Origin of the sequence: Pseudomonas abyssi (assembly GCF_002307495.1) — a bacterium.
GTDB lineage: Bacteria > Pseudomonadota > Gammaproteobacteria > Pseudomonadales > Pseudomonadaceae > Halopseudomonas > Halopseudomonas abyssi.
Map to the genome: position 1 here is coordinate 330,020 of NZ_NTMR01000005.1, position 11,845 is coordinate 341,864.

The 11,845-nt window shown below is 57.4% G+C and carries 11 protein-coding genes; 8 read left to right on the plus strand and 3 right to left on the minus strand.

Going from position 1 to position 11,845, the window contains the following annotated elements; translation table 11 throughout:
- From CNQ84_RS06190 to CNQ84_RS20895, 3 genes are read left to right on the plus strand one after another with little or no spacing between them, the layout of a single operon-like run.
- A complete protein-coding gene (locus CNQ84_RS06190) occupies window positions 1-522 on the plus strand; it encodes a pilus assembly PilX family protein (RefSeq protein WP_096004021.1) in 522 nt (173 codons plus the stop codon).
- Window positions 523-539: 17 nt separating this feature from the next.
- Window positions 540-3,758 carry a PilC/PilY family type IV pilus protein gene (locus CNQ84_RS06195; RefSeq protein ID WP_096004022.1) on the plus strand — a complete coding sequence of 1,073 codons (3,219 nt, stop codon included), beginning with the start codon at window positions 540-542 and terminating at the stop codon, window positions 3,756-3,758.
- Window positions 3,759-3,775: 17 nt separating this feature from the next.
- Complete coding sequence (locus CNQ84_RS20895; RefSeq protein WP_165771232.1) at window positions 3,776-4,159, plus strand: type IV pilin protein; 384 nt, start codon at window positions 3,776-3,778, stop codon at window positions 4,157-4,159.
- A 7-nt stretch (window positions 4,160-4,166) separates the two neighbouring features.
- On the opposite strand, the gene trmA is transcribed toward CNQ84_RS20895, so the two are convergent.
- Both trmA and CNQ84_RS06210 read right to left on the minus strand, forming a co-directional pair.
- The gene (gene trmA, locus CNQ84_RS06205; protein WP_096004023.1) at window positions 4,167-5,252 is read right to left on the minus strand and encodes a tRNA (uridine(54)-C5)-methyltransferase TrmA; all 1,086 of its coding nucleotides are present in this window, start codon (window positions 5,250-5,252) and stop codon (window positions 4,167-4,169) included.
- Complete coding sequence (locus tag CNQ84_RS06210) at window positions 5,252-6,544, minus strand: NCS2 family permease (RefSeq protein ID WP_096004024.1); 1,293 nt, start codon at window positions 6,542-6,544, stop codon at window positions 5,252-5,254. Before CNQ84_RS06210 ends, trmA begins: the two co-directional genes overlap by 1 nt.
- A 123-nt stretch (window positions 6,545-6,667) precedes the next feature.
- Between CNQ84_RS06210 and bamJ the strand changes: the two genes are divergently transcribed.
- Window positions 6,668-7,285 (plus strand): BamJ family beta-barrel-assembly machinery protein, encoded by a 618-nt coding sequence (gene bamJ / locus CNQ84_RS06215; protein WP_096004025.1) that lies wholly within the window; start codon window positions 6,668-6,670, stop codon window positions 7,283-7,285.
- A gap of 124 nt (window positions 7,286-7,409) precedes the next feature.
- Here bamJ and ispB read toward each other — a convergent pair whose 3' ends face one another.
- The gene (ispB, locus tag CNQ84_RS06220; protein WP_096004026.1) at window positions 7,410-8,378 is read right to left on the minus strand and encodes an octaprenyl diphosphate synthase; all 969 of its coding nucleotides are present in this window, start codon (window positions 8,376-8,378) and stop codon (window positions 7,410-7,412) included.
- A 255-nt stretch (window positions 8,379-8,633) separates the two neighbouring features.
- On the opposite strand from ispB, the gene rplU reads away from it, so the two are divergent.
- The 4 genes from rplU to proB all read left to right on the plus strand — a co-directional run bounded on the left by rplU (window position 8,634) and on the right by proB (window position 11,716).
- Window positions 8,634-8,945, plus strand: coding sequence for a 50S ribosomal protein L21 (gene rplU, locus CNQ84_RS06225; protein ID WP_096004027.1), 312 nt, complete (start codon window positions 8,634-8,636; stop codon window positions 8,943-8,945).
- A gap of 24 nt (window positions 8,946-8,969) precedes the next feature.
- Window positions 8,970-9,227 carry a 50S ribosomal protein L27 gene (gene rpmA, locus CNQ84_RS06230; protein WP_083728244.1) on the plus strand — a complete coding sequence of 86 codons (258 nt, stop codon included), beginning with the start codon at window positions 8,970-8,972 and terminating at the stop codon, window positions 9,225-9,227.
- Window positions 9,228-9,325: 98 nt separating this feature from the next.
- Complete coding sequence (gene cgtA / locus CNQ84_RS06235) at window positions 9,326-10,531, plus strand: Obg family GTPase CgtA (protein WP_096004028.1); 1,206 nt, start codon at window positions 9,326-9,328, stop codon at window positions 10,529-10,531.
- A gap of 66 nt (window positions 10,532-10,597) precedes the next feature.
- Window positions 10,598-11,716: a glutamate 5-kinase gene (gene proB, locus CNQ84_RS06240; protein WP_096004029.1), complete on the plus strand. Its 1,119-nt coding sequence runs from the start codon at window positions 10,598-10,600 to the stop codon at window positions 11,714-11,716.
- The last annotated feature ends 129 nt before the right edge of the window (window positions 11,717-11,845 follow it).

Here is an 11,845-nt window from a genome sequence, read left to right on the forward strand (position 1 = left end):
ATGAGTTCTCTGACTAACAACGGTTCTGCGCAACGAGGCTCTGCATTGATTGTCGCGCTGTTTATTTTACTTATGGTATCGGTTCTGGGGATATCAGCGATGCGAACAAGTATTTATTCCGCCAAAGTGGCCACAGGTGTTCAGGCGGACACCATGAGTTTTGATGCAGCAGAGTCGGCCGTGGCTATGAGCTTGGAGCGCTTGCGTGGGCTAAATGACACCGAGCTTTCAAGGTCTGTTCTTAATGGTGAGTCAATGCAAACCTGTCTCCTGTCAGATGGTTCGCTGCAAAATAGTGAGTGTGGCAATTCGGATCGGATGGATTCGCGTGAGCTTCTGCAGGCTGGTAGTTATATTGTTCATTTAAAGAATAATTGCCGAATGGTTTCCGGTAGTGATGTCGAGATATATCGAGACTATGTGATTGATATATTGGGTGAAAGTAACATGCAGTCCTATCAGATAGAGAATAATCACTTGCAAGAGGCCTTGAAAGTAGGTCTCGACTGCATCCAGCTTTGAGTCTGGAGGAGGCGAAAATGAAGGTTTTTACTCGTTACACTCCTGTTGCTTTCTTTGCCGCGGCAGCGATGTTTTCTTCGGCTCAATTGTGGGCTGAAGATGTTGAGGTGTATTACTCTGAGGTGTTATCAGACGACTCAGTGAATAAGAATATCGCTAACGTCATGATTATGCTGGACACGTCAGGCTCTATGCGCAACTGTGAGACAGGGTCGGGTAGTTCATGGTGCACCAATAGTGATTGGCGTCAGCGACGTATTAATCTGCTGCATGATGCAATGGAGGCAATTCTTGATGAGGCTGATGAGAACGTAAATATTGGGCTTGGGCGATTTAATAGCGATAGTGATGGCGGGTATGTCATGTTGCCGGTGATGCCGGTGACTGAAAAAACACGCCCTTATTTCGATGATGCACTATCGTCGATAAATCCAAGTCGAAATATTCAAACTCCAAGCGGGGGGATGCCAAGTGGTGGAACACCGACCTCTCAGGCATACGAAGAGATGGCTCAGTATATGCTGGGCGGTGGTCGTAGTGAGAATTATGGTACTGATGGTGGACGGTACTGTATAGAAGATGAGTACGAGGAGCAGTGTACTACAGAGTACGAGTACTCCGGGGGGGTTCCGGTTTCTTATTGTGATGTAAGTAGCCCCGCTTGCACTGTTTCTTATGGCAGCTGGGAGCCGTTGCCGGTTGCCGCAAGCTGTAATGAGGCTAATGCAGACGTGTGTCGGGTTATTGAGCTTGGATGGAAGAGTGGGCGTTGTCCCGCTGGAGCTGTGCGGTGTGCTGAGAGGGGGTTCTTGTTCTGGTGGAGTTACAACCTGTCTCAGTTTCAAGAGCGCTCGGCAAGTTATATGCAGGGCTCGGTCGTCAATGAAGTGACCTATTGTGAGTCTGTGCCTACTGGGGACTGCGCTGAGTACTCGCAGATAACTTCTGGTTCTAACTACCAGTCTCCTATTGTGGAGGCGAATCAATGCGAGTCTAACCATATTATCTTGTTTACCGATGGAGCGCCTTCGGGTGATAGCCCCAGCACTGTTGATCTTGTTTCCTGTAGCGGTACGTCGTACGACTGCCAAGTGCGTATTGCCCGTCACCTGAATCGTGAAGGTAATTCAGTGGGTCGTGAGATTAAAACTCACAATATTGGACTCTATATGGGGGCTGATACGCTGGCGAATATGCAGAGTGTTTCCAGTGCTGGTGGTGGGAGTACTTATAACTCGGATAACGCAGAAAGCTTGCTTTTGGCTTTTAAATCTACTCTTGATTTGATTGCTGACGAAGCCAGCACAATGGTTTCCCCGGGCGTAGCTGTGAGCCAAAGTCAGCGTTTTCAGCATCTTGATGAAATGTATTTTTCGTTATTCAAGCCGCTGCAAAATAGCTTCTGGAACGGCAACCTCAAGCGCTACCGGGTTGAGGTGGATGATGGTGAGGCAACTTTCTACGATGCGTCCGGTAGTAATGCGATGACCGGCAGTGAGTTCTCTTCCTCGGCCCGCAGTTGGTGGAGTCGTTCGGTCGACGGCGCCGATATCATGCTGGGCGGTGCTCGTGATCGACTGCAGACTACGTCGCGCCGGCTCTTCTATACAGCCTCGCCTGGCGGCAGTCTGCGCCGGTTTGATCTGAATGATTTCACCAATGCGCAGCTGCTGTTACCCCCGGAGGCTACCGATGCGGTGCGGGGGAATGTAGAGCGCGAGCTCCTCAATATGTGGGGCGATCCGCTGCACAGTCGGCCGCTCATGGTTAACTATGGTGGTACCACTGTGGGTGAGGACTTTGTTGAAGACAACATTGTTTTCGTCTCAACCAACGCCGGCATGCTGCACGCAATCGACACCCGTAACGGCGATGAAAAATTTGCCTTTATGCCCTACGAGTTTATCTCGAAAGCCTCTAGCTACACGGTTAATCGCCCGCCGCTTGCCGGGGGGAACAAACGCCAGACATACGGGTTGGATGGTAGCTGGTCGGTGTTGCGGCAGCCTGGTGCCTCGCTTGAGGACGCACCATCAAAGGTCATGATTTATGGTGGGATGCGGCGTGGAGGTAATAGCTATTTTGCGCTGGACGTCACCAATGTAAGCAGTCCGCAGCTCGCATGGCAGATTAGTGGCGGCACCGGTGACTTTGTCGACTTGGGCCAGACTTGGTCTACGCCGAAGGTGGCTCGTTTCCCAACTAGTGATGGTGGGAGTATTCCGGTGGTGATCTTTGGTGGGGGGTATAGTCCAGCAGATCACGATGACCACAAGGAGCGCCGCGCTCAGGATGAAAAGGGCAACGCAATCTATGTGGTAAATGCCAACACCGGCGAGTTGGTTTGGTCTGCGGGTAGCCGGAGCGGGAATGTAGCAACAACCGTATCAAGTATGACGCACTCGATTCCAGGTAGCATCGCGGTAGTTGATGCTGATTCTGATGGGGTGGTTGATCATTTGTATTTCGCCGACCTTGGTGGGCAGTTGTTCCGCGCTGACATCGATGGTTCGGAAGCTGGTGCCCATAGCGTCACGCTGCTGGCGCGACTCGGTGGTACTGGCGAGAACCACCGTCGATTCTATGAGCAGCCGACGGTTTCATATGTGCGCGATGGAGCTTATTCCAGTTACTACGTGTCGCTGGCATCGGGGTATCGTAGCCACCCACTGGATGTTGATGCGCAAGATGCGCTCTTTGTGTTGCGTGACCGGGAGCCTTTTGGTGGCCCCGCGAAATCGGCGGCGACACTTGGCGACTTCACTAATGTGTCGACCGGAGCTGAGCCCGATACAACTAAGCGTGGCTGGTATATGGCGTTGAATAAGGCCGAGGGCGAGAAGTCGCTATCCTCACCGGCTGTCTTCAACTATGAGGTCCTGTTCACAACGTATTCTCCGACTACATCCTCGGACGATGAGCGTGACCCTTGTTCGGTTAGCTACGGTCAGTCTTATCTCCACCGGGTTAACTTGCTGACGGGGCAGGGTGAGCGCTATACGCTGGTCCAGCCTGGTCTGCCCCCGGGGGTCACTGTTCTGTTTGGCGAGGACGGTGATACAGCCATCGTTGTTGGAACCGAAACCATTCCGGAGGGCGCTGGCGGTGGTGGTGGTGGTGGCGGTGGCGGTGGCGGCACGTTGCGTGATCTGCGCCATGGTCGCTGGATGCAGTTGACGCCGGACGCTGCTGGGGCTATCAAACTGCCTCAAGATGAAGGCGGGGAGGGGGATTAACCGTGATGAGAAAAGCGATGAAGTTCTCGCGTAGTGCCGGTTTTACGATAGTCGAGGTGATGATTGTAGTAGCGATTGTGGGGATTCTCGCCGCAATCGCTTATCCCTCTTATCAAGAGCACATCCGCAACACGCGAGAGGCGGAGGCTAAGGGTTTGATAATGGAGTACGCCAGCGAGTTGGAGGCATTCAGGGCTAAAAACTTTGAATACCCTGCTGACGATGCTGCGGCTAGGAGGTTCGCTCCTGACGGTCTATATGGCGGTGATTTTTATACGCCTGTGTACAGTCGTGATAGTCCTCATGCCTTTACGATCACCGCGGCTCCTAAAGGTATTATGACGGGTGAGCAGACGCTTGAGTTTGAGACCGTAAATGGTGGGCCGCAGTGGGCTGACTGAGTGGCTCTTATTTTTGCTCCAGCAACACCCCCGACTCCATATGGTGGGTATAGGGGAATTGATCGAACAAGGCGCACCGCACTACGCGGTGCGTTTTTGTTAGGGTCTGCAGGTTGCCTGCCAGGGTCTCCGGGTTGCAGGAGATGTAGAGAATGCGCCGGTAGTCTTTGACCAGGTCCAGCGTGGCGGGATCGAGGCCGGCGCGCGGCGGATCGACGAATACGGTGCCGAACTCAAAACCGCTCAGGTCGATGCCCTGCAGTCGGCGGAAGGGGCGCACACCGGTCAGTGCCTGGGTAACTTCTTCGCTGGCCAGGCGTACCAGGGTGACATTGTCGACGTTGTTCAGGCGCAGGTTTTCCTGTGCGGCGCGTACTGAGCTTTTGGCGAGCTCGGTAGCCATAACCCGGCGGAAAGCGGTAGACAGCGGTAGCGTGAAGTTGCCGTTGCCGCAGTACAGCTCCAGCAGGTCGTCGCTGTTGCTGCCGGCGGCATCCAGCGCCCAGCTCAGCATATGCTGGTTGACGCCGCCGTTGGGTTGGGTAAACCCGCCTTCAATCTGCTGGTAGTGCCATTGGCGGCCAGCCACATCCAGCACTTCCACTACGTGATCTGTCTGCAGAACACGCTTCTGACCGCGGCTGCGGCCGATCAGTTGTACCCCGAGTTGGGCTGCAAGCGTGCGGGCGGGGCCATCCCAGGCGTCGTCCAGTGGGCGGTGGTAGCAGAGGGTGATCAATGCCTGGCCGGATAGTGTTGTCAGAAACTCAACCTGAAACAGCTTGCGGCCCAGGATTGGATCGGCCTTGCAGGCCTCCAGCAGGGGCATCATCAGAGTATTGATCTGGCGGCTGGCGATGGGCAGTTGGGTGATCAGGATCGGCTTGCGTTTGTCGCCCTGCTCAAACATTGCGTAGTGCGGCTCGCCATTCTCGTACCAAAGACGAAACTCGGCGCGCAGGCGAAAGTGTTCGCGCGCGGACTCGAATACCTCGGGGGCAGGAGCGTCAAAGGGGGCAAGCAACTGCTCAAGACGTTCGCGCTTGGCGGCCAGTTGGGTGTCGTACTGCTCGGGTTGGAATGCGGTACTCATTAGCTGAACAGCGCCAGTTTGATGACGAACAGGGCAGCCAGGATGTACAGGCTGGGGTTGAGTTCACGCCAGCGGCCCGCCAGCAGCTTGATCACCGTCCAGCTGATAAAGCCAAGCGCGATACCATTGGCGATCGAGAAGGTCAGCGGCATTGCCAAAGCGGTCACGACGACGGGAGCCGCTTCTGTCAGGTCGTCCCAGTTGATCTGTACCAGGCCGTGGGTCATCAGTACTGCAACGAACAACAGTGCGGGTGCCGTCGCATAGCCGGGTACGGCCGTGGCCAGTGGCGAGAAGAACATGCTGAGCAGAAAGAGCAAAGCGACCACGCAAGCGGTCAAGCCGGTACGGCCGCCGGCGCTGATGCCGGCGGTGGACTCGATATAGCTGGTGGTCGTGGAGGTGCCGAGGGCGGCGCCGGCCATGGTGGCGGTGCTGTCGGCCATCAGGGCCCGGCCCAGGCGCGGCATCTTGCCGTCGGCTTCGACCAGATTGGCCTTCTGCGCTACGCCGATCAGGGTGCCGGAAGTGTCGAACAGGTCGACGAACAGGAACGCAAATACGACGCTTAGCAGGCCGACTTCCAGTGCTCCCTTGATATCCAGCTCCAGAAAGGTGGGCTTGAGACTGGGGGGCGTCGACACCAGGCCGTCAAGGTGGCTCAGGCCAAGCAGGAAGCTGGCGGCGGTGACCAGCAGAATGCCGATCATCACGGCGCCGGTCACCTTGCGGTAGGACAGAGCCACGATGACGGCGAAGCCGGCTGCCGCCAGCAACGGCTCTGGCTGCCCAAGGTCGCCCATGGTGACCAGTGTGACCGGGTGATCAACCACCAGTCCTGCGCTCTTCAGTGCGATCAGTGCGAGGAATAGCCCGATACCTGCCGCGATGGCGGAGCGCAGTGGCAGCGGGATGCTGTCGATAATCCACTCGCGAATGTGGAACAGACTAAGCAGAAAGAACAGAAAGCCGGACAGGAATACGGCGCCCAGGGCAACTTGCCAGCTGTAGCCCATGGAACCGACCACGGTGTAGCTGAAGAACGCGTTCAGCCCCATGCCGGGCGCCAGTGCGATGGGGTAGTTGGCCCACAGGCCCATGACCAGTGAGCCGATTGCTGCTGCCAGGCAGGTGGCGACAAAGGCAGCGCCCGGATCGATCCCTGCGTCTGCCATCATCATCGGGTTGACGAAGATGATGTAGGCCATGGTCAGGAAGGTGGTAACGCCAGCGAGCACCTCTGTGCGTACGTTGCTGCCGTGTTCGTGCAGTTTGAACAGTTTTTCCAACATGGGTGTGGCGTTCCAGGCTGAGGGCGAAAAGCCGCCAAGTGTAGCGGATTCGCCGCTGCGGGTGAATTTTTGCCGACAATGTGTCAGTCTTGTCGGCCATTTTTCTAGCGGAGTGCCGCCACCATGAGCAATACAATCGATACCGACGAGAAGCGCGTCAGCTACGGCATTGGACGCCAGATGGGCGATCAGCTGCTGGCCAGCAATATTCCTGATCTGGATCTGGAACTGGTTGCCGCCGGCCTTAAGGACGCGTTTGGTCAGCAGGCGAGCCAGGTGCCGGAAGCTGACCTGCAGGCTGCCTTCCAGGTGCTGCAGGGGAAAATGCAGGCTGCGGCCGAGGCTGCTGCAAAAGAGGCGGCGCAGGCTGGTGTCGATTTCCTGGCTGAGAACGCCAAGCGCGATGGCGTTGTGACTCTGCCTTCTGGTTTGCAGTACGAAGTGGTTACCGCGGGTACCGGCGCTACCCCTGAAGCCAGTTCCACGGTACAGACTCATTACGAGGGCACGCTGATTTCCGGTGAGGTGTTCGACAGCTCCTACAAGCGTGGTCAGCCGGCAGAGTTTCCGGTTGGTGGCGTGATCGCAGGTTGGACCGAGGCGCTGCAATTGATGCAAGAAGGTGCCAAATGGCGTCTGTTTATCCCCTCGGAGCTGGCCTACGGCGCTCGCGGAGCGGGCAACAGCATTCCGCCGCACAGTGCACTGGTGTTCGATATCGAGCTGCTGAAAGTGCTCTGATGCCGAATGGCAGGACCGAAAAAGGCACGCATTGCGTGCCTTTTTTGTCTCAGGAAGCGTTGGCTCCCGGTCTGTTGTTGGCCAGCGTGCTGGCTGCGGGTGCGATTACGCCGCTGCTCCAGTTTCAGAAGCTACGCTTGACCGCAAAGCGTGCCAGTTGCTCCAGTGCGTCGCGGTATTCAGATGCGGGCAGAGTGCCCAGCAGAGCGATGGCGCGATCAGCATGTTGCTGGGCAAGGCGGGCCGTGTAATCCAGTGCGCCAGAGGCGGTTACGGCTTCGCGGATGGGGGTCATGTCATCGGTGCCGCCTTTCTGGATCGCCTGGCGAACCAGCGCTGCCTGCGCCTCAGTGCCGTGGCGCATGGTGTAGATCAGCGGTAGCGTGGGTTTGCCTTCGGCCAGGTCATCGCCAACGTTCTTGCCCATCTCGGCCGCGTCACCGCTGTAATCAAGCAGGTCGTCCATCAGCTGGAAGGCAATGCCGAGCGCGTCGCCAAACTCGCGCAGCGCCTCAATTTGATCGGCCTTGGCTCCGGCCAGCACGGCGGCGCTGTGGCTTGCCGCTTCAAATAGCATGGCCGTTTTGCTGCGGATGACTTCCATGTAGGTGGCTTCGTCGGTGTTGGCGTCGCGCACCTTGGACAGTTGCAGGACTTCACCTTCGGCGATGACGTTGGTCGCGTTCGCCAGAATTTGCATGACTTCCATATTGCCCAATGCAACCATCATCTCGAAGGCGCGGGAATAGAGAAAGTCGCCCACCAGCACGCTGGGCGCATTACCCCAGAGTGCGTTGGCGGTGGAGCGGCCACGGCGCAGGTCGGAGGTGTCGACCACGTCGTCGTGCAGCAGAGTCGCTGTGTGCAGGAATTCGATGATGGCTGCGAGTGTGTGTTGCTCGCTGCTGTCTGCACCGCAGGCGCGTGCGCTGAGCAGCACCACCAGTGGGCGCAGGCGTTTGCCGCCCGCGCTGATGATGTAATGGCCGATCTTCTCCACAAGCGGGACCCGGGAATGCAATTGATCCAGGATCAGCTGGTTGACCGCAGCGAAGTCTCCGGCGACCGGCTCATAGAAAGGCAGCGTGCTCATTGAATGCAGAATTCCAGAAAAGGTTCCGCGGCATGCTAGGTTGCGGGCTGCGGGCTGTCAAGAAAGGCCGGTTGTCGCAGTGTTTCAAGGCTTGCTTAATGGTAGGCGGTTGAGTAAAATCCGCGCCCTGAGATAAAAAGCATCCCTGTTTTGACAATGGCAAGGTCGAACTCGATAGGCGAGCTCACTTGCAGCCATGCCAGCCAATAACCATTAGATAAAGCGCTGGGTGAGCAGGATTACGGAGAAAGCAATATGTACGCAGTCATTGTTACCGGCGGCAAGCAATACAAGGTCGCTGAAGGCGAGTTCCTGAAAGTAGAGAAGCTGGACGTTGAGACTGGCGCCAGCATCGAGTTCGACAAGGTGTTGCTGGTAGGCAACGGTGACGACATCAAGATCGGTGCGCCGGTTGTTGAAGGTGCCAAAGTGACTGCAGAAGTCAGTGCGCACGGTCGTGGCGATAAAGTTCGCATCATCAAGTTCCGTCGTCGCAAGCACCACATGAAGCGTCAGGGCCACCGTCAGTGGTACACCGAAATCAAGATCACCGGCATCTCTGCCTAAGCTGATTCAGGAGAGTAAAGACTCATGGCACACAAAAAAGCAGGCGGTTCCACACGTAACGGTCGCGATTCAGAATCCAAACGACTTGGTGTGAAAATCTACGGCGGCCAAGCCATCATTCCGGGCAACATCATTGTCCGTCAGCGTGGCACCGAATTCCACGCCGGCAAGAACGTCGGTATGGGCAAGGATCACACTCTGTTCGCCAAGGCGGAAGGTGTGGTCAAGTTTGAAGTCAAAGGTAAATTCAATCGCCGTTACGTCAGTGTCGTAACTGCCTGATTGGCCTGAGATTGCAAAAAGCCCTGTCTTGCGACGGGGCTTTTTTGTTTGTAGCGTATTCTTTCCATTAGCCCGTCCCTTTCGGGAAGGGGAGCAGAATGAAATTTGTTGATGAGGTAGCCATCACGGTCAAGGCTGGCGATGGTGGTAACGGCTGCATGAGCTTCCGGCGTGAGAAGTTCATCCCCAAAGGCGGCCCTGACGGCGGTGATGGTGGTGATGGTGGCTCCATCTTTCTGGAGGCCGACGTCAATCTGAATACGTTGGTTGACTATCGCTACACGCGTCGCTTTAACGCCAAGCGCGGCGAAAATGGCCGTGGTAGTGATTGTACTGGCGCCAAGGGCGAAGACATGGTCCTGCCGGTGCCGGTGGGTACGACGGTGATCGATGCGGGCACCCAGGAGATCATTGGTGATCTGACTGAGCCGGGTCAGCGCTTGCTGGTTGCGCAGGGCGGTTTTCATGGTTTGGGCAACACGCGCTTCAAGTCCAGCGTGAACCGCGCGCCGCGCCAGACTACCCAGGGTTCGCTGGGGGATCTGCGTGATCTCAAGCTGGAGCTGAAGGTGTTGGCTGATGTCGGCTTGCTGGGGCTGCCCAATGCCGGCAAGAGTACCTTTATTCGTTCTGTTTCCGCGGCCAAGCCCAAGGTGGCTGATTATCCCTTCACGACCATGGTTCCCAATCTGGGTGTGGTGGATGTGGGTCAGCTGCGCAGCTTCGTGATTGCTGACATTCCGGGTGTTATCGCCGGCGCTGCCGATGGTGCGGGTCTGGGGACGCGCTTTCTCAAGCACTTGTCACGCACGCGTTTGCTGTTGCATCTGGTCGATATGGCGCCGCTGGATCAGTCTGATCCTGTTGAGGCGGTTGAAACCATCCTGCACGAGCTGGGCAAGTTCAGCCCCTCGCTGACCCTGCGTGAGCGCTGGCTGGTGCTGAACAAGTGCGACCAGCTGCTCGAAGACGAGCAGCAGGCGATTCTGGATGATGTTGTCGAGCGTCTGGAGTGGGAAGGTCCGGTATATGTCATCTCTGCATCTGAGCGCCAGGGTACCGCTGAGCTGGCCAAGGACGTAATGAATTGGCTGGATGAGCGTGAGCATCGACTGATCGAGGATGAAGAGTACGCCGAGGCGATGGCGGAGCTTGATCAGCGCATTGAAGATGAGGCTCGGGCGCATATCCAGGAGCTGGATGATCGGCGTGCTCTGCGCAAGCAGGGTATCGGTGCTGATGATCTGGATGATGACGACGATGAGGATGATGAAGACGGGCCTGAGATTATCTACGTCCGTTGAGTGAGCGCCGTGGCGGCCGCCGCAGTCGCCACGGGTGGGCTTTGACAATCTGTTGATGGAATCAGCATGCGTGAAAAGGTAACCGGGGCCCGTCGCTGGGTGGTGAAGATTGGCAGTGCGCTGCTCACTGGTGACGGTCGTGGCCTCGATCAGGCGGCCATGGCGGTATGGGTTGAGCAGTTGGCGGCCTTGCGTGCCTCCGGTGCTCAGGTGGTGCTGGTGTCCTCAGGGGCGGTCGCGGCTGGGATGAGTCGCCTGGGCTGGAGTGAGCGGCCTAAGACGACCCATGACTTGCAGGCGGCGGCTGCTATCGGTCAGATGGGGTTGGTGCAGGCTTGGGAGTCCAGCTTCCAGCGTCATGGGTTGTCGACTGCGCAGGTGTTGCTGACCCATGATGACCTGTCTGATCGCAAGCGCTACCTGAATGCCCGCAGCACGCTGCGCGCCCTGCTGGATCTGGGGGTTATCCCGGTTATCAACGAAAACGATACTGTCATCACTGACGAGATTCGTTTTGGTGATAACGATACCCTGGGTGCCCTGGTGACCAATCTGGTTGAGGCTGATCTGCTGGTCATCCTGACTGATCGCGATGGCTTGTTCACCGCCGATCCGCGCAGTAGCCCAAATGCCGAGCTGGTGTCCTCTGCCATGGCAGACGACCCTGAGCTGGACGCGATGGCTGGTGGCAGTGCGGGTGCGCTGGGGCGCGGGGGGATGGCTACCAAGCTCCGTGCTGCGCGGCTGGCGGCGCGTTCCGGCGCAGCCACGGTGATTGTGGGTGGTCGGCTGGAGCGAGTGATTGATCGGCTGCACGCGGGCGAGTCGCTGGGTACGCTATTGCTGTCCGAAAAGGGCATGCTGGTGGCGCGCAAGCAGTGGCTGGCGGGGCATCTGCAGACCCGTGGTCGCCTATTGCTGGATGCGGGCGCTGTCAGGGCGCTGCGGTCGGGCAAGAGCAGTTTGCTGCCCGTAGGTGTTGTGGGGGTTGAGGGTGGTTTTCGGCGCGGCGAGATGGTTGTCTGTGTCGGGCCGGACGGGCGCGAGGTTGCCCGAGGCCTGGCCAATTACGCTGCGCAGGATGCGGCGCGTATTGCTGGCAAGTCGACCGATGAGATTGCCGGTATTCTGGGTTATATCGACGACCCGGAGATGGTGCACAAGGACAATCTGGTCCTGGTGTAAGTGGTTTGGTCGGGCGTGCTGCGGCAAGCCCGGCCTGGTTGTTCTGACTGGCCCGGTTTGCGGGCACAAAAAACCGGCCTAGGCCGGTTTTTTTGTTCAGCAAGAACTGCGAATCAGGCGGCTTCAGCC

Excerpts from the sequence above, each read along its gene's own strand:
- CNQ84_RS06190 (WP_096004021.1), top strand. The coding sequence starts at position 1 with ATGAGTTCTCTGACTAACAACGGTTCTGCGCAACGAGGCTCTGCATTG.
- CNQ84_RS06195 (WP_096004022.1), top strand. The coding sequence starts at position 540 with ATGAAGGTTTTTACTCGTTACACTCCTGTTGCTTTCTTTGCCGCGGCA.
- CNQ84_RS20895 (WP_165771232.1), top strand. The coding sequence starts at position 3,776 with ATGAAGTTCTCGCGTAGTGCCGGTTTTACGATAGTCGAGGTGATGATT.
- trmA (WP_096004023.1), bottom strand. The coding sequence starts at position 5,252 with ATGAGTACCGCATTCCAACCCGAGCAGTACGACACCCAACTGGCCGCC.
- CNQ84_RS06210 (WP_096004024.1), bottom strand. The coding sequence starts at position 6,544 with ATGTTGGAAAAACTGTTCAAACTGCACGAACACGGCAGCAACGTACGC.
- bamJ (WP_096004025.1), top strand. The coding sequence starts at position 6,668 with ATGAGCAATACAATCGATACCGACGAGAAGCGCGTCAGCTACGGCATT.
- ispB (WP_096004026.1), bottom strand. The coding sequence starts at position 8,378 with ATGAGCACGCTGCCTTTCTATGAGCCGGTCGCCGGAGACTTCGCTGCG.
- rplU (WP_096004027.1), top strand. The coding sequence starts at position 8,634 with ATGTACGCAGTCATTGTTACCGGCGGCAAGCAATACAAGGTCGCTGAA.
- rpmA (WP_083728244.1), top strand. The coding sequence starts at position 8,970 with ATGGCACACAAAAAAGCAGGCGGTTCCACACGTAACGGTCGCGATTCA.
- cgtA (WP_096004028.1), top strand. The coding sequence starts at position 9,326 with ATGAAATTTGTTGATGAGGTAGCCATCACGGTCAAGGCTGGCGATGGT.
- proB (WP_096004029.1), top strand. The coding sequence starts at position 10,598 with ATGCGTGAAAAGGTAACCGGGGCCCGTCGCTGGGTGGTGAAGATTGGC.